This is a genomic window from Hankyongella ginsenosidimutans (assembly GCF_005144965.1).
GTDB classification, from domain to species: Bacteria; Pseudomonadota; Alphaproteobacteria; order Sphingomonadales; family Sphingomonadaceae; genus Hankyongella; species Hankyongella ginsenosidimutans.
The window spans coordinates 2,844,777-2,861,659 of the sequence record NZ_CP039704.1; the positions used below are offsets into that span (position 1 = coordinate 2,844,777).

The window sequence follows — 16,883 nt, forward strand, 5'->3', positions numbered from 1 at the left end:
TCTCGGACACGCGCGCTGCGCTGAGCGCCGAGCAGGCCCGCGCAGCGCGGCTGCCAGAGCTTGAAACGCTGCTGGAGCAGGAGCGCCTCACCCGTTCGAGCCTGGAGGTGCGGCTGGCGCGGATCGAGACCGAGCGGGAGGAGCAGCAGCGCCGGCTGGAAGAAAAGATCGCGACCCTGACCGATCTGCGGGAGGCGATGACGCGGGAATTTCAGGCCGCCGCCGAACAGAGCCTGCGCGGCAGCCAGCAGGCGTTCTTCGAGCTGGCGAACCAGAGCTTTGCCCAGCATCAGGAACGCTCAGGCGAAAAACTCAACAGCGTACGCAGCGAGTTCGAGGCGCTGGTCGCGCCGCTGCGCGACGTGCTCGGCCAGTATCAAACCGGCCTTCAGGACGTGGAGCGGGTGCGCGCGGACGCCTACGGTAGCCTGCGCGCACAGATTGCGGCGCTAGCCGAGGATCAGCACCGGCTGCGTTCGGAAACCCAGAAGCTGACCCATGCGCTACGCTCTGGCCCGAAAACGCGCGGACGCTGGGGCGAGCAGCAGCTGCGCAATGTCCTGGAAATGGCAGGGCTGAGCGAGCATGTGGACTTCCGGGCCGAGGTGCACGTTGCGACCGATGACGGCCGTCTGCGGCCGGACGCAGTGGTGCGCCTGCCTGGCGGGCGGCAACTGGTGATCGACGCCAAGACCTCGCTCAACGCCTATCAGGAGGCGCTGGATACCCAGGACGATGCAGCGCGGCATACGCATATGCGCGCCCACGCCGAGGCGATGCGTCTGCACGTCGAGCAACTGGGCGGTAAAACTACTGGTCGCAGTTCAAGGATACGCCCGATTTCGTGGTGATGTTCGTGGCCGGCGAGCATTTCGTCTCGGCGGCGCTGGAGATCAATCCTGCCCTCTGGGAATACGCGTTCGAGAAGCGGGTGCTCATCGCGACGCCGACCAACCTGATCGCGCTCGCGCGGACCATAGCGCTCGGCTGGCGGCAGGGCGGCTTGCCGAGCAGGCGCAGCAGATCGGCGGGCTGGGCAAAGAACTGTACCAGCGGCTCATCAGGCTTGGCGAGCGGGTGCAGGACATTGGCCGCAAGATCGGCGCGACCGTCAAAAGCTACAACGAGTTCGTTGGCACCCTGGAAACCTCGGTGCTGCCGCAGGCGCGCAAATTCAGCGAACTGCAGGGCGTCGAAGGCCCGGAAACACTGGAGCCGGTGGAGGCGGCGCTACGCCCTCTGGCGGGGCGGGATCTGTCGCTCAGCCCGCCCGCCGATGCGGCGTAACGCGCCGCCGGGGCTTATTTGATCGCGTGGATGTAGGCGCGAATGGTCTCGCCCATGTCCGCCCGCTCGAGCGCGAAGGCGATGTTTGCCATGACATGGCCGGCCTTGTCGCCACAATCGAAGCGGGTGCCCTCGAAGTGCAGGCCATGGAACGGCTGCTGACCGATCAGTTGCGCCATGGCGTCCGTCAACTGGATCTCGCCGCCGGCACCGACCTGCTTCTTGTCGAGGATGCCCATCACTTCCGGCTGCAGGATGTAGCGGCCGATGACGGCAAGGCGTGACGGCGCCTGCTCCGGCTTCGGCTTTTCCACCAGACCCTTCACTTCGACCAGATTGCCGTCGACAGCACCCGGCGAGACGATGCCATAACGGCTGGTGTGCGCGTGCGGCACTTCCATCGCCGCCACCATGTTGCCGCCAACCCGGTGGTAGGCGTCGATCATCTGCTTCAGGCACGGCGTCTTCGACTGGATGAGATCATCCGCGAGAAGAACCGCGAACGGCTCGTCGTCGATGAGATAGCGTGCGCACCAGACGGCGTGGCCAAGACCCATCGGCTCCTGCTGGCGCGTGTAGGAGATGGCACCCGGCGGGCCGGGGATGGCGCGGACCTCGGTGAGCTGGTCGGTTTTGTTGCGGCTGCTCAATACCTGCTCGAGTTCGGCGGCATAGTCGAAGTGGTCCTCGATCGCGGACTTGCCGCGCCCGGTCACGAAGATGACCTCCTCGATCCCGGCGGCGCGCGCTTCCTCAACCGCATACTGGATCAAGGGCTTATCGACGACAGGAAGCATTTCCTTGGGCATCGCCTTGGTGGCTGGCAGAAAACGGGTCCCCAGACCCCCGACTGGAAAAACAGCTTTACGAACGGGTTTCATAAAATCTCTCCTCGCACACACATCCCACCTTGTGCAGATGCGATGCGGCTTACGCCCTAAGCGTTGCACTGCAATGAAAGACGCGGAAAAAGGGTTAAAAACGCTTCAGCAAACGCTGGTAATAGGCACGTTCGTCCGCACTACGTCCAGGGTCTGCCGCACGCTGCTCCAGCAGGCGGCGCAGGTCCTCGATGGCGCGACGCTCCTGCTCGCTCGGCAGCCGGAATTCCGGCCCGATCGCCTGCCCGAGGCGCGACCCAGTGGATCGACCCCTTGCTTGGATCGCCGCGTGCCTGCGCCTCCCCGCCCTGCCCGAGGGATTGCGCTGCCGACTTCAAGGCCTGCAACGCCTTGGCCTGGGCAACCGCCGCCGCAGCGCCATCCCCTGCCCCAATTGCCCGGCCGCCCGGCGCATGGCCTGCGCGGCGCGGCGCAATTGCCCCGCCGCCTCGCCGCCGGGAAGGCGCTGCGCCAGCGCGGCCGCCCGCTGCCCCAATCCCTGCTGTGCCGGCTGCATGCCTTGCGCCGCCTGCTGCCCCTGCGTCGTCTGGCGCGCAATCTGCTGCTGGGCCGCGATCATCCGGCCGACTTCGGCTGCAACCACATTCTGCGGACCGTTCGCCACCCGTAAATTCTCGACAACCGAGCGTAGCGCCTGCAGGATTTCCTGCGCCCCGGCAGCATCACCCGCTGCGAGCCGCTCGCGCAGGGCATTCAGCATGCTGTCGAAAGCACCAGCGTCCAGCATGCGCACCGGGCCTGAAGGCTGGGCGGACTGCGGCGACTGCATGGCCTTGCGCAGCGCATCGGCGAGAAACCGCGAAAGCGCCTGCTCGAGGCCCTTCATCTGCGCCGCCAGCGCGCCATCATTGCGCCCGAGTGCGCCCATCAGCGAATCCAGCGCCTTGCGGACATCGCCGACGCTCGACAGCCCCCTTCGAGATCGAGCGCAATGTCCCAAAGCAGCCCGGCGGTTTCATAGCCGCGCGGATCCTCGCTGTACTGAAGTCGCCAGTGCGCAGCCCGCAGCCCGGCATAGACGGCATAGCGCCCGTTATACGCCGCCCGGTCCTCGGCCATCGCGGTCAACTGCTGCTGAACCGTGGCGCGCGCACGCTGCGGGACTGCAACAAGAGTTTGCGCGCCGAGATGATGCGCCGCGCCAGCGGATGCTGGAACATGCGTTCCGGCAGGCGCAGGCTGATCTCCGTACTGACGCCGGTCTGGCCAGCCTGGTCCGCCCCGACCAGACGCGCCCGCACGGTCTGGCCCGCCCATGGGTCCGGCGTCAGGTCCAGATGCGCCAGGCCTTGCGGCGTGCCTGGACCGACCGCCAGCGGAAAGCGTCGCGCCTCGCCCCGCGCATGATCTCGAACGACAGCCGGTCGAGGCCGAAATCGTCGTCGACCGCCCAGCCGATCTCCAGCGCCTGGCTTGCCGTCAGGCGCGGCGGCGCGAGCGCAGCTTTGGCGACCGATCGTCGATCTGCATCACCTCAAAGGCGGCCAAGGTCAGCAGACCGCTGCGTACGGTGTAGCGGCCCGCTCTGGCGATCGCCGTGTCGCGCAAGGCCAGATCATGCCCATCCGGCGTTTTCACCGTGGCTTTGAGCCGCCAGCCGCTCAGGGCGATCCTGAGCGTCGACCCCTGCGGGGCGACGATCCGCCCGGCCTCGCCGCCGCGCACGGTCAACTGGATCGGCGCACGACCCGTGTACGCGGGCGGCACAGCCCGCACCTTGAGGACGACATCTCCCAGCAGAGGCGGACGGCAGAAACGCCGCACGCAGCCGCTCGCCAGCCTGGGGCCGGCAACCAGCAGCCCGAGCGCCAAGAGCAGAACGGCGGCGGTGCCGAAGCCGTAGCGATCGCCGGTAACGCAATCGAGCCGCATCCCCAGCCGTAGCGGCCGTGCCCAGGCGGCAAGGGACAGGCGCTTGCCGATACGCCAGAGCCCCGGCTCACCCTCCAGCGCCGGCACATCGCGTGCAAGCTGCAACAGGCCGCGCGGCAGGCCGCTCTGCAACTCCAGCCGGGCAATGGCGGCCCGCTCGCCTGGCCATGGCACGGTCTTCAGGATGCGCCTGCCAAGCATGCAAAGCCCTGCGATGAGGAGCAGCAGCAGCCCGACCCGAGCCCCCGGCGCGAATGCCGTGAACGCGCCGAGCAGCGCCAGGCCGGCATAGGCACCGAGCAGCAGCAGGACCAGCCGTAGCTGCGGCCAGGCCCGTTCCAGCCACAGGGCAGCGCGCGCCTGAGCGATGCGCGCTACGCCGCCGCCCATGTCGAGCGGGGTTGCAAGCCGCCGATCGCGTGGGCCGAGTGTCCAAGGGTCAACCATGGCCTATTGATTAAGCCAGGGCGGCATCCTGTCCAGCGCGATGAGCGCGTCTTCGTCGAGCCGGGGCCGCACGACGGCGAAATCAGCGCCGTTCACCAGCACCTCCGGCACCAGCGCCCGGGAATTGTAGGTCGAGGACATGACCGCGCTGTAAGCGCCCGCCGACAGGATCGCGACCAGATCGCCGGCACCGAGCGGCGGCATCGCCCGGTCGCGCGCGAACAGATCACCGGTCTCGCACACCGGACCGACCAGGGTTACCGGCGCGCGCGGCGCATCGGCGCGCGGCGTGGCGACAGGCACGATTTCGTGGAAAGCGTCGTAAAGGCTTGGGCGGATCAGATCGTTCATCGCCGCATCGAGGATGACGAAGGTCTTCGCCGCCCCTGCTTCACATAGAGCACGCGCGTCAGCAACAGCCCGGCGTTGCCGGCGATCAGGCGGCCCGGCTCGAGAATCAGCTCGAGGTCGAAGCCTGCAATCGCCCGCTGCACCAGCGCGCCGTAGTCGGCTGGCGGCGGCGGCGCTCGGCATCGATCTCGTAGGGGATGCCGAGACCGCCGCCGAGGTCGGCGCGGCGGATGTCGTGCCCGTCCGCCCGCAGCACGCGGATCAGGTCGACAACCTTGGCGAACGCCGCTTCGAAGGGCGAGCTGCGTCAACTGGCTGCCGATGTGCACGTCGACGCCCAGGGCCCTGATGCCCGGCAGGCGCGCGGCCTGCGCGTAGATCGCCCGTGCGCGCTCCCAGGGGACACCGAACTTGGCCTCCGACTGCCCGGTCGAAATCTTGGCATGGGTGCGCGGATCGACATCCGGGTTGACGCGCACGGCGATATCCGCCGTCCGCCCGACGCTCTGCGCCACGGCACTCAGCCGGTCCAGTTCCGGCTCGGACTCGACATTGAACTGGTGGATGCCGGCGCGCAGCCCGGCCGCCATCTCCGCCTCGGTCTTGCCAACGCCTGAGAATACGATCCGCTCTGGCGGGATGCCGGCACCGAGCGCCCGCTTCAGCTCGCCAAGCGACACCACGTCCGCCCCTGCCCCGCGCGCGCCAACGTCGCCAGCACAGCCTGGTTGGAATTCGCCTTGACCGCATAGCAGACCAGCGCGTTCGCACCGGCGAAGGCGTCGCTGAACACCCGGAAATGCCGGACCAGTGTTGCCGTTGAATAGACATAGACCGGCGTGCCGACGGCCTCGGCGATACGCGCCAGCGGCACGTCCTCGGCGTGCAACTGGCCGTCCCGGTGCGCGAAGTGGTGCATCAGTCCCGCTTCGGCTCGACGGTGTCCGGCGCGGACTGATCCTGCGCCGGCGCGTCATCCGCGGGTTTGGGCACATAGTCCGGGGTGCGGATCAGATTGACGTCATCGACCTGGCGCGGCGGCGATGCCAGATCCCTGGGCGCGCCCTCTGCCCAGACCGGCTTGGGCGGCGCGACCCCGTTCGGCGGCTCCAGATCGCCGCGTGTGCCGCAGGCGGCCAGAGCCAGCAGCAGGAGCAGGCTGGCGCGCGTCACAAGCCCAGCTCCCGGCGAACGTCGGCGATCCGGGCGCGAACCTGATCCGGCGCAGTGCCGCCGTAGCTGGTGCGGCTGGCGACCGAGGCGTCGACGCTGAGCACCGCGAACACGCCCTGGGTGATCCGCGGATCGACTGCCTGCAGGTCGCCAAGGCTCAGCGCATCGAGTCGGCAGCCGCGCTCCTCCGCCAAACGCACGGCGCGCCCGGTGATGTGGTGCGCTTCGCGGAACGGCACGCCGGCTGCGCGCACCAGCCAGTCGGCGAGATCGGTGGCGGTGGAATAGCCGCTCATGGCCGCCGTACGCATGGCGTCGCGATTGAAGGTCACGGTCTCGACCATGCCGGTCATGGCGGCCAGGCTCAGATCGAGGGTATGGAAGGCCTCGAAGGTCGGCACCTTGTCCTCCTGCATGTCCTTGGAATAGGCGAGCGGCAGACCTTTCATCACCACCGCCAGCCGCTGGAAGCCAGCCAGCAGGTGCCCCGCCTTGGCGCGCACCAGTTCGGCGGCGTCCGGGTTGCGCTTTTGCGGCATGATCGAGGAGCCGGTCGAGTAGTCGTCCGGCAGGCTGACGAAGCGGTAGGGCTGGCTGGCCCAGACGATGAACTCTTCCGCCAGGCGCGAGAGATGCAGGCCGGCAAGCGCGCAGGCGGCCATGAACTCCAGCGCGAAGTCCCGGTCGGACACGCTGTCGAGCGAGTTGGCGGTCGGCCGGTCGAAGCCAAGCGCCCGCGCGGTCGAGAAACGGTCGATGGGAAAGGACGTGCCCGCCAGCGCGGCGGCCCCGAGCGGACATTCGTTAAGCCGCGTCCGGCAATCCGCGAGACGGCTGCGGTCCCGCCCGATCATGGTGCAATAGGCCATCAGATGGTGGCCGAGCGTGACCGGCTGCGCCACCTGAAGATGCGTGAAGCCGGGCAGCACGGTCTCGGCCTCGGCCTCTGCACGCAGCACCAGCGCGCGCTGCAGCGCCGCCATGCGCACATCCAGCGCATCGATGGCGTCACGCACCCACAGGCGGAAGTCGGTCGCCACCTGGTCGTTGCGGGACCGCGCGGTGTGCAGGCGCTTGGCGGCATCTCCCACCAGGGCAAACAAGCGGGTCTCGATGTGCATGTGAATGTCTTCGAGCGCCGGGTCCTCGACCAGCTTGCCGGCGTCGATCTCCGCCGCCACCTGATCCAGGCCCTGAGCGATGGCCGCGCCGTCCTGTGCACTCAGCACGCCCTGTGCGACCAGCATGGCCGCATGCGCGCGCGAGCCGGCGATATCCTGCCGCCACAAAGCCTTATCGAAGCCGATCGAGGCGTTGATCTCGGTCATGATGGCGGACGCGCCACCGGCAAAACGGCCGCCCCAGAGCGGATTTGCCGCGTCATTCATGGCTTGGGCTCGTAATCGTCGATGCGCCATTCCTCGGCCGCCGCATCCGCATACCACTGCCGGACCCAGTCATGGGCGAGCACCGCGTCCATATAGGCGCGGGTCTCGGGCGAAACCGTGACACCGTAGGCATCGAAACGCGTGACCACCGGCGCATAGAAGCAGTCTGCCGCAGAGAATGGCCCGAACAGGAAGGGACCATGCGGCGTCGCCTGCGCCCGGCATAGTGCCCACAGATGCTCGATGCGGGCGATCTGGGAGCGCACGGCGCCGGGCAGATCGGGCGTCGGCAGCTTCGGGCCATAGATGGTCGGCAGGGTGCGGCGCAGATCGGCAAAGCCTGCATGCATCTCGGCCACCACGCAGCGGGCCAGCGCGCGGGCGCGCGGGTCAGCCGGCCAGAAGCGTGCCGGCTCGCGTTCGCCCAGCGTCTCGAGGATCGCCTGCGAGTCCCACACCATGACATCACCGACAAATAGCACCGGCACCTGCCCGGCCGGCAGGCGACCCTTGGCCTTCGCGTCCTCGAAGCCCTCGAGCCGCATCGGCAGCACATCCTCCTCGAATGGCAGTCCGGAAAGCTTGGCCGCCAGCCAGCCGCGCTGCGACCAGGAGGAATAGCGCTTGTTGCCGATCAACAGGCGCAGGCGACTGAAATCGAGCATGGGAATTCCTTCTCAGCGGGTGGGGACCGGCTCCGGTCCGAATAATCATAGAAGCCACGGCCGCTCTTGCGGCCATACCAGCCGGCCTCGACATATTTCACCAGCAGCGGCGCCGGCCGGTATTTCGTATCGCCGGTCGCCTCCAGCATGACGCGCATGATCGCAAGCGCCGTATCTAGCCCGACGAAATCGGCCAGCTGCAGCGGCCCCATCGGATGGCTGGCACCCAGCTTCATGCCATTGTCGATGTCCTGGACCGACCCCACGCCTTCGCCGAGCGCGAAGATCGCCTCATTGATCATCGGCACCAGCACGCGATTGACGATGAAGGACGGGCTGTCCTTCGCGACGATCACCGTCTTGCCCAGCCGCTCGGCCATCCCGCGCACGGTGGCGAGCGTTGCGTCCGAGGTCGCGAGCCCGGGATCAGCTCGACCAGCTTCATGACCGGCACGGGGTTGAAGAAGTGCATGCCGATGAAGCGGTCGGGCCGGTCGGTCGCCGCCGCCAGCATGGTGATCGAGATGGACGAGGTATTGCTGGCGAGCAGCGCGTCCGCGCGCAGCACCGGCTTCAGCCGGCCGAGCAGGTCGAGCTTGATCGGGACATTCTCGGTCGCCGCCTCGATGACGAAATCGGCCTCGGCAAAGGCGTCCAGCCCGACCACCGGCGTGATGCGTGCAAGCGTGGCGTCTGCTGCGTCCGCGCTCAGCGCACCCTTGCTCACCTGCCGATCGAGCTGCTTGCGGATAGTGCCGAGCCCGGCTTGCGCGCGCTCCAGGGAAATGTCCGAAAGCGCGACGGCCAGCCCCGCGCTGGCAGCAACCTGCGCGATGCCGACGCCCATAAGCCCTGCGCCGATGATGCCGATGCGGTTGATCTCTGGCTGACTGGTCATGCGCGGCTCCTCCTGATCCTGTGCGCCTCTATCGCCAATCCCGGGCGGGAGCGCAACCGGGAGGTCAGGCCGCCGACAGCGGCAGCGCTTTCACCCGCGCGCGGAATACCGCATCAAGCCGGATCATCGCGTCGATCATCCGGTCCTGAATCTCCGGCCATTGCGGTTCCGGCGACCGATATCCTCCATCAATGAAATAGCGGACCTTGCAGGCGTCGGCCTCCGGCATGGGGCACCAGTCGAGGGCGGCCCCGAATTCCGCCTCGATCATCTCCGCTGCGCGTACAGACGATCGAAGGCAAGCATGTTCAGTTCGCGCTTGGCCGCGCCCATGCCGATCAAAGCCGCACATCGCAGCGGGATTGGGTGAGGCCATAGATGAGCGAAAACCCTGCCCGGCCGATGCTGCCCGCCAGCCAGGTCGATTCTCCCGGGCTAAGCCCTGCGTGCAGATTGGTCCGCAGCTTTGCCGCCCGCAAAAGCATATCCCAGAAGCGGAACCGCAGGTCGTGCCGTTCGATACGATCCTTGCGCTCAGCCTGCCGCTTCACACCGATCTGGGTCTGAAAAGCCGTTGTCTCCGGCAGAGGAATGATCTGCTGGACATCAAGCAGCAACGCCCCGGAGTCCATGCGATAGGGCTGCAGACGCACGCAGCGGATATCGACGCCGCGCTCGGCGAGCCAGAGCACGGAGGTGGTCAGTTCCTTGCTGAAATTGGCCGACACCAGAATAATCCGGGTGTCCGACGCAAAATCATCCTCATTGGGAGCTTCCCAGCCAAGAAATTCGAGAATGGCCGAACGGGCGCTGTCCTGATCGAGGCCGTGGGTGCGGGCATGGATGTCGACACATTGGTCGAACGTCATGGTCGAGATCATCGCGGCATAGCGCAGCGCCTGCAACTCCATGAACCCGCCGTCTTCGCTACGCTTGATCTCGACGACGACCAGATCGGCGCTGGCATCAAGGCACAACAGATCGATGCGCCGGTCACTGTCGACCCACTCGCCGAACTCCTCGGCAAGGACGATGAGGTTGGAGTCGATGACCTCGATCTGCCGCCGCAGATAACGCTGAATGTCCCGCCGCTCGTAGAGATTCTGCGCAGCGAAGGTGGTCGCGCCCACAGGTTCGAGCGCCGCTTCCGTGATGTGAAACAAAGCCATACCGCCGTCGATCCCCTGCGCCTGTTTGAGCAAATTCGTTTATCGATAGTCCGCTGGTTGGCGCAACCCACCGAGTCATTCCGGCCCCTGACGGGGATAAACTCCGGCCGGACTCCATGGATGCATACATTCAGTACGAAGGCACTGCTTTCGCCATGGACCCCGGCCTTCGCTGGGGTGACGGTGGGTGGGGAGGAAAAGGGCTGTGTATGAAGGGGATAGCGCAAGCGCCCATCACGAGCCGTCATTCCGGCGGATGCCGGAATCCATGGCCACCCTATCGCCGCCGCAGCGAGGCTCGAAATTAATGCATTTCGTAAAGTGGCACCGTAACTCCGAACTGTAATTCCCCTTTCTGGTAAAGCCCATCTAGAAGGAGAGCCAGGCCCCGCATCACGTACGGGGCGACGGATGTGGCGGGATGCGGGAGGATGGGGCGCGTGGCGGACGTCCAGCCCCTATGCGGCAAGCCCCAAGCTCTTTGTCGCCCCGTGCCCATGGACCCCGGCCCGCGCCGGGGTGGCGTTGGCTGGGCCGGGGTGACGGTGGGCAGGCCAGGGTGGCGGCATCGGTCGCCGACCGCCTACAGCTTGGCGGTCAACTCCGGCACTGCCTGGAACAGGTCGGCGACCAGGCCGACATCGGCGACCTGGAAGATCGGCGCGTCCGGGTCCTTGTTGATCGCGACGATCACCTTGCTGTCCTTCATGCCCGCCAGGTGCTGGATCGCGCCGGAAATACCGCAGGCGATGTAGAGTTCCGGTGCCACGATCTTGCCGGTCTGGCCAACCTGATGGTCGTTGGGCATGTAGCCGGCGTCCACCGCCGCGCGCGACGCGCCGATGGCGGCCCCAGCCTGTCGGCCAGCGGCTCGATGATGTCATGGAACGCCTGCGAGGAACCGAGCGCCCTGCCGCCCGAGACGATGATCTTGGCCGAGGTGAGCTCCGGTCGATCCGAGACCGAAAGTTCAGCACTCACGAACGACGACCCGGCAGATGTCGCAGCCGCCGCCAGCGCCTCGATGCTTGCCGCGCCGCCGCTCGCCGCCGCCTTGGCAAAAGCGGTGGTGCGCACGGTGATCACCTTCTTGGCGTCAGCGCTCTTGACCGTCGCGATGGCGTTGCCGGCATAGATCGGCCGAGTGAAGGTATCCGGGGCCTCGACCGAGAGGATGTCCGACACCTGCGCCACATCCAGAAGGGCGGCCACCCGCGGCAGGATGTTCTTGCCGGTCGTGGTCGCCGGGGCCAGCAGGTAATCATAGTGCGCCATGGCGGCAACCAGCACCGGCGTCACCGCCTCCGCCAGCTGATGCTCCAGCGCGTCAGCGTCGGCGAGCAGCACTGGCCACCCCTTCGATCCCGGCCGCAGCGTGCGCCACGGCTTCGCAGCCCTTGCCCGCGACCAGCACATGCACGTCGCCCGGCAGCTGACGGGCGGCACCGACCGTCGCCAGGGTCGCATCCTTGAGGGTCTTGTTGTCGTGTTCTGCAAGCACCAGCACGCTCATGCGACAGCTCCCATGTCTTTCAGTTTCGCGACCAGCGCCTCGACGGTCTCGACCTTGGCACCAGCCTGGCGCTTGGCCGGTTCCGCCACCTTCAGCGTGGTCAGGCGTGGCGTGACGTCGACGCCGTAATCCGCCGGCGTCTTCATGGCGATGGGCTTGGATTTCGCCTTCATGATATTGGGCAGCGACGCATAGCGCGGCTCGTTCAGGCGCAGGTCAGTGGTGACCACCGCCGGCAGCGCCAGCGCGACCGTCTCCAGCCCGCCGTCGATCTCGCGGGTGACATGCAGCGCATCGCCGGACTTCTCGACTTTGGAGGCGAAAGTACCCTGCGGCCAGCCCAGCAGCGCCGCAAGCATCTGCCCGGTCTGGTTGGCGTCGTCGTCGATCGCCTGCTTGCCCAGGATGACCAGACCCGGCTGTTCATCGGCGCAGATCTTCGCCAGCAGCTTGGCGACGCCCAGGCTTTCGGTGGTCACATCCGTCGTCACCAGGATGCCACGGTCCGCACCCATCGCGAGCGCCGTACGCAGGGTCTCCTGCGCCTTGGCCTCGCCGATCGAGACCACGACGACCTCGGTCGCGATGCCCTTTCCTTCAGCCGGATCGCCTCTTCCACAGCGATTTCGTCAAAAGGGTTCATGCTCATTTTGACGTTCGCCAGATCGACGCCGGACTGGTCGGCCTTCACCCGGACTTTCACATTGTAATCAAGCACCCGTTTGATCGGGACCAGGATACGCATTGCCGCCATTCTCCCCAGTGTTGGTCTTCGAGGTTGCACCCCGCTACGCTAGTTGCCCTGCCGCCTCAAGCCTGTCTCGCAATTTGTAGCCGATAGAGTTTCATAATGCGGTGCGACATCTGCGCGCGGGCCAAAACACGTTTTCGCCTCACCGAATCGCTCTGGACAAATGCGAACCACAAGCGCAGCATGAAATCGTTGCGGAAGTGTTAAGAAGACCTGCAGCAGGTATTTTTGGGGAGGATTGCATGAAGAAGGTTTCAGCCGCCCTGCTGGCGGCGACCGTCCTGGCCGCCATCGGCGCTGCGGTGACCGCGAAGGCGGCAACCGTAAGCGGGCTCTATGTCTTCGGCGACAGCCTGGTTGACGCGGGCAATACCCAGGCCCTGGTGCTGAGCGTCGGCGGCAGCGACCCGACGCCGGCCAGTGTCGGTTATTTCAACGGGCATTTCACCAATGGCTATGATTATACGGATTTACTCAGCATCCGCTTGACCGGCGCACCGACCGTCGCCGCGCTTCAGGGCGGTGCCAACTTTGCCTTCGGCGGCGCGCGCACCCGCGACAACGGCGATTTCCTGCCGACCTGGTCGCGCAGGTCGACAGCTACCTGCTTCCTGCCGGCGGCGTCGCGGACCCGAACGGCCTTTATGTCATCACCGTCGGTGGCAACGATCTGTTCGACGTCGGCAACGGCGTACTGGGCGTCAATGACGTCCCGACCCAGGTGATCGGCACGCTCGTCTCCCAGGTCTCCCGGTTGCGGGCCGCCGGCGCGCAACAGTTTCTGGTCACCAACCTGCCGGATGTCACCGGCGCGCCGATCAGCGGCGGGCCGAACCCGGCGCTGCAACTCGCCATCGGCCAGTTGAACGACGCTCTCGCCGCCAGCCTCGCCGGCCTTGGGCTGGGCGACGACCTGCATCTGCTCGACCTGTTCGGCTTCTCCGGCGACGTGGCGTCGCGACCCGAATTCTATGGGCTACCCGCAAACATTCTCAGTGCGGCCTGCGTGCTGAGCGTGCCGCCGAGCCCGACCCCGGACTGCTCGAGCTTCCTGTATTTCGACGCCGTGCACCCGGAAGCGCGTGTCCAGGCTGCCTTCTCGCAGATCGCGGCGGAAGCGATTGGCGTGCCGGAGCCAGCCAGTATCGCCCTGCTTGGCCTGGGGATGCTCGGCCTGGCGGGCGCGACACGGCGTCGCCGGGCCTAAACCATCACCGTTTCAGATTGAATCGATCTGAAACGGTCATGGCCTCATTCGTTGAAAAGAGCCTGATACAGGCCAGACCCTTCCCGTTTTTGATTGAATCACTTTTGCGAGGCAATCAAAAACGGGAAGGGTCTAAAACTTTACAGCCGGGCGAAGCGCGCGTGGTTTTCCGGGCTGAGGCGCACGCTGAGCCGCACATGGCCCTCGCTGTCATCGTCCCGGCGCAGCACGTCGCCGTGCCGGTAGAGCCAGGCCAGCCGCTCGCCGTCCGCAGCCGCCAGCGTCAGGTCATAGAGCCGGGCGTGTTCCGCCAGCAGCGTGTCGACCCGGCGGATCAGATCCGGCACGCCGTCGCCGGTCAGGGCCGACGCCAGCACCTGATCCTTGCGCCGCGCCACCTGCGCCGCCAGCACGGCGCGCTGGGCCTCCGGCAGCAGGTCGGCCTTGTTCAGCACTTCGATCATCGGCGCCGAATCCGGCCCGCCGATATCGAGCGCCGCCAGCACGGCCAGCACGTCACTGCGCTGGGCTTCGGTATCCGGGTGGGCGATGTCGCGCACATGGACGATCACGTCCGCCTCGATCACCTCTTCCAGGGTCGCGCGGAATGCGGCCACCAGTTGGGTCGGCAGATCGGCGATGAACCCGACGGTATCGGACAGGATCACCATGCGCTCACCGCCCAGCCGCACGGCGCGCATGGTTGGGTCAAGCGTCGCGAACAGCAGGTCCTGCGCCAGCACCCCGCCCCGGTCAGCCGGTTGAACAGGGTCGATTTGCCGGCGTTGGTGTAGCCGACCAGGGCGACGACCGGATAGGGTGCCTTCTGCCGGCGCACCCTATGAAGCTGGCGGGTGCGTTTCACATCCTCGAGTTCGCGCCGCAGCTTGGCGATGCGGTCGCGCAGCAGCGCCGGTCGGTCTCGATCTGGGTTTCGCCAGGCCCGCCGAGGAAGCCGAAGCCCCGCGCTGGCGCTCCAGGTGGGTCCAGGAGCGCACCAGCCGGCTCTGCTGGTAGGTCAGGTGCGCCAACTCCACCTGCAGAACGCCTTCGCGCGTTCTGGCGCGCGCGCTGAAGATTTCCAGCACCAGGCCGGTGCGATCGATCACCTTGGCGTTCAGCGCTTTTCCAGATTGCGCTGCTGCACGGGGAAACCGCGCCGTCGACAATCACGAGCGTGATGTCGCGCTCGGCCACCAGGGCGGCCAGCCCTTCCAGTTGCCCAGTCCCGAACAGGGTGCTGGGCCGCGCCTGGCGGATCGGCACTATCTGCGCCGCCACGACGTCAAGATCGATCGCCTGTGCCAGGCCCACCGCCTCGTCCAGCGCCGCCTCTGGCGTGCGCGCGTCCTCCTGGCGACCGGAAAACGCGGATGCACCACAAGCGCGCGCGTCCGAACGCCGGCGTGCGGTGGCACATCGACGCTCATGCCGACCTCCGGCTGCGCTTACTTGTGGTCGTGATCTTCGGTTTCCGCTTCGAACAGCGACAGCGGGCCACTCGGCATCACCGTCGAGATGGCATGCTTGTAGACAAGCTGCGATTGCCCGTCCCGGCGCAGCAGCACCGAGAAATTGTCAAACCAGGTGATGATGCCCTGCAGCTTGACGCCGTTCACCAGGAACATCGTCACCGGCATCTTGGCCTTGCGGACCGCGTTGAGGAACACGTCCTGCAGATTATTGTTCTTTTCCGCCATGGTTCCCCGGCTGTGATCGTAGACAACGTGGGTGGCGGCTTCAGCCCTGAGTCCGCCATCAGTTCCATGATAGGTAAGCTGTCGCGCTAAAACAACTATCGATGGGAATTAATGAAGCCCAAGGCTCAGGCTTCGTCGTCCCGTGTGCCATCGCTGAGTCCGAGCGCCTTGAGCTTGCGGTGCAGCGCCGAGCGCTCCATGCCGATAAAGGCGGCTGTGCGCGAGATGTTGCCGGAAAACCGCCTGATCTGCACCCGCAGATATTCCCGCTCGAACGCCTCGCGCGCTTCGCGCAGCGGCGTCGACATGATGGAGACCGCCTGCTCGTTGGGGGCAAGCCGCGCCGGCTCCGCCAGCACTTCACTCGGCAGTGCCGAAAGATCGATGGCGGCGGTATCGTCGGACATGCCCATGATGAGGGTGCGCTCGATGACGTTGCGCAACTGCCGTACATTGCCCGGCCAGTCATAGGCCTGCAGCGCCGCCATGGCCTCGCCGGTCACCGCCGGCGCCGTCGCCCGCGCTGGTGTGCCAGGCGGGTGACGAAGAAGTTCACCAGATCGGGGATGTCCTCGCGCCGTTCGACCAGCGCCGGCATGCGCAGCGGCACGACGTTCAAACGGTAGAACAGATCTTCGCGGAACCGGCGCGCGGCGACTTCGGCGCGCAGGTCGCGGGTGGAACTGCTGATGACCCGGACATCGACCCGCACGTTGCGCGATCCGCCGACACGCTGGAACACCTGATCGGTCAGGACGCGCAGGATTTTCGCCTGCGTCGTCAAGGGCATGTCTGCGACTTCATCCAGGAACAGCGTGCCGCCGTGCGCCTGTTCGAACAGGCCGGGCTTGACCACGAGGCCATCGCGTTCCTCGCCGAACAATTCCTGCTCCACCCGCTCGGGCGACATGATGGCAGCGCCGATCACCACGAACGGCGCATGCGCGCGCGGCGACCAGTTGTGCAGCAGCCGGGCTGCGACCTCCTTGCCGGTGCCTGCCGCGCCGGAGACGAACACCCGGCTCCCGGTCGCCGCCACTTTGCGGATAGCGTTGCGCACGCCGTTGATGCAGTGCGACGATCCGGTCAGTTCATGATCGATGCCCGAGCGTTCGCGCAGCGCCTCGTTCTCGCGGCGCAGGCGCTCCGCCTCGGTCGCGCGCAGGACCGTGTTGATGAGCTGGTCAGCCTGAAACGGCTTTTCGAGGAAGTCGTAGGCACCCCGCTTGATCGCCATGACTGCGGTCTCGACCGTACCGTGCCCTGAAATCACAATCACCGGCAGGGTCGGGTCGTTCTCCATGATGACGTTCAGCAGCGCCAGGCCGTCCATGCGGCTGCCCTGCAGCCAGACGTCGAGCACCACCAGCGACGGGCGACGCTCGCCAATCACCGCCAGCGTCTGGTCGCTGTCGGCCGCGGTTCGGCAGGTATGGCCTTCATCGCTCAGGATGCCGGCGATCTGTTCGCGGATGTCGTTCTCGTCATCGACGATCAGGATATCAAGCGCCATGGGATACCCATTCATTACTGGTGGTTGGAGCGGTTTCCTCGACCGCT

At 66.5% G+C, this 16,883-nt stretch carries 12 protein-coding genes and 8 pseudogenes; 3 read left to right on the plus strand and 17 right to left on the minus strand.

Features of this window, described 5'->3' with window-relative positions; genetic code table 11:
- Positions 1-197: 197 nt before the first annotated feature.
- Positions 198-1,287, plus strand: a pseudogene (locus tag E6W36_RS22500) (DNA recombination protein RmuC).
- 14 nt (positions 1,288-1,301) lie between these two features.
- On the opposite strand, the gene galU reads toward E6W36_RS22500, so the two are convergent.
- The 14 genes and pseudogenes from galU to E6W36_RS16925 form a co-directional block, all read right to left on the minus strand.
- Positions 1,302-2,168, minus strand: a complete 867-nt coding sequence (gene galU, locus E6W36_RS16860; protein WP_222873354.1) for a UTP--glucose-1-phosphate uridylyltransferase GalU — start codon at positions 2,166-2,168, stop codon at positions 1,302-1,304.
- A gap of 334 nt (positions 2,169-2,502) precedes the next feature.
- Positions 2,503-3,057, minus strand: coding sequence for a DUF4175 family protein (locus E6W36_RS21230; RefSeq protein ID WP_222873355.1), 555 nt, complete (start codon positions 3,055-3,057; stop codon positions 2,503-2,505).
- Positions 3,057-3,248, minus strand: coding sequence for a DUF4175 domain-containing protein (locus tag E6W36_RS16870; protein WP_222873356.1), 192 nt, complete (start codon positions 3,246-3,248; stop codon positions 3,057-3,059). Before E6W36_RS16870 ends, E6W36_RS21230 begins: the two co-directional genes overlap by 1 nt.
- 5 nt (positions 3,249-3,253) lie before the next feature.
- Positions 3,254-3,646 carry a DUF4175 family protein gene (locus tag E6W36_RS22505; RefSeq protein ID WP_222874531.1) on the minus strand — a complete coding sequence of 131 codons (393 nt, stop codon included), beginning with the start codon at positions 3,644-3,646 and terminating at the stop codon, positions 3,254-3,256.
- The gene (locus E6W36_RS16880; protein WP_222873357.1) at positions 3,609-4,508 is read right to left on the minus strand and encodes a DUF4175 family protein; all 900 of its coding nucleotides are present in this window, start codon (positions 4,506-4,508) and stop codon (positions 3,609-3,611) included. The genes E6W36_RS22505 and E6W36_RS16880 overlap by 38 nt, the downstream gene beginning before the upstream one ends.
- Before the next feature lie 3 nt (positions 4,509-4,511).
- Positions 4,512-5,778 (minus strand): annotated as a pseudogene (gene lysA / locus E6W36_RS16885) (diaminopimelate decarboxylase).
- Complete coding sequence (lptM, locus tag E6W36_RS16890; protein WP_222873358.1) at positions 5,778-6,032, minus strand: LPS translocon maturation chaperone LptM; 255 nt, start codon at positions 6,030-6,032, stop codon at positions 5,778-5,780. Before lptM ends, lysA begins: the two are co-directional and overlap by 1 nt.
- Positions 6,029-7,420: an argininosuccinate lyase gene (argH, locus tag E6W36_RS16895; protein WP_222873359.1), complete on the minus strand. Its 1,392-nt coding sequence runs from the start codon at positions 7,418-7,420 to the stop codon at positions 6,029-6,031. The genes lptM and argH overlap by 4 nt, the downstream gene beginning before the upstream one ends.
- Positions 7,417-8,085 (minus strand): glutathione S-transferase, encoded by a 669-nt coding sequence (locus E6W36_RS16900; RefSeq protein WP_222873360.1) that lies wholly within the window; start codon positions 8,083-8,085, stop codon positions 7,417-7,419. The genes argH and E6W36_RS16900 overlap by 4 nt, the downstream gene beginning before the upstream one ends.
- Before the next feature lie 12 nt (positions 8,086-8,097).
- Positions 8,098-8,965 (minus strand): annotated as a pseudogene (locus E6W36_RS16905) (3-hydroxybutyryl-CoA dehydrogenase).
- Positions 8,966-9,047: 82 nt separating this feature from the next.
- Positions 9,048-9,254, minus strand: a complete 207-nt coding sequence (locus E6W36_RS16910) for a DUF4268 domain-containing protein (protein ID WP_222873361.1) — start codon at positions 9,252-9,254, stop codon at positions 9,048-9,050.
- 67 nt (positions 9,255-9,321) lie between these two features.
- Positions 9,322-10,152, minus strand: a complete 831-nt coding sequence (locus E6W36_RS16915) for a PDDEXK family nuclease (RefSeq protein WP_222873362.1) — start codon at positions 10,150-10,152, stop codon at positions 9,322-9,324.
- A 583-nt stretch (positions 10,153-10,735) separates the two neighbouring features.
- A pseudogene (locus E6W36_RS16920) lies at positions 10,736-11,665 on the minus strand (electron transfer flavoprotein subunit alpha/FixB family protein).
- A pseudogene (locus E6W36_RS16925) lies at positions 11,662-12,410 on the minus strand (electron transfer flavoprotein subunit beta/FixA family protein). Before E6W36_RS16925 ends, E6W36_RS16920 begins: the two co-directional pseudogenes overlap by 4 nt.
- A gap of 248 nt (positions 12,411-12,658) precedes the next feature.
- Between E6W36_RS16925 and E6W36_RS21235 the strand changes: the two are divergent.
- Entirely contained in the window at positions 12,659-13,141 is a 483-nt protein-coding gene (locus tag E6W36_RS21235) for an SGNH/GDSL hydrolase family protein (RefSeq protein ID WP_222873363.1), read from the plus strand.
- A complete protein-coding gene (locus E6W36_RS21240) occupies positions 13,087-13,623 on the plus strand; it encodes a PEP-CTERM sorting domain-containing protein (protein WP_281277570.1) in 537 nt (178 codons plus the stop codon). The genes E6W36_RS21235 and E6W36_RS21240 overlap by 55 nt, the downstream gene beginning before the upstream one ends.
- A gap of 140 nt (positions 13,624-13,763) precedes the next feature.
- On the opposite strand, the pseudogene hflX reads toward E6W36_RS21240, so the two are convergent.
- The 3 pseudogenes from hflX to ntrX form a co-directional block, all read right to left on the minus strand.
- Positions 13,764-15,030: pseudogene (gene hflX, locus E6W36_RS23880) on the minus strand (GTPase HflX); the annotation flags it as partial.
- 65 nt (positions 15,031-15,095) lie between these two features.
- A pseudogene (gene hfq / locus E6W36_RS16945) lies at positions 15,096-15,323 on the minus strand (RNA chaperone Hfq); the annotation flags it as partial.
- Positions 15,324-15,448: 125 nt separating this feature from the next.
- Positions 15,449-16,836, minus strand: a pseudogene (ntrX, locus tag E6W36_RS16950) (nitrogen assimilation response regulator NtrX).
- Positions 16,837-16,883 lie beyond the last annotated feature (47 nt).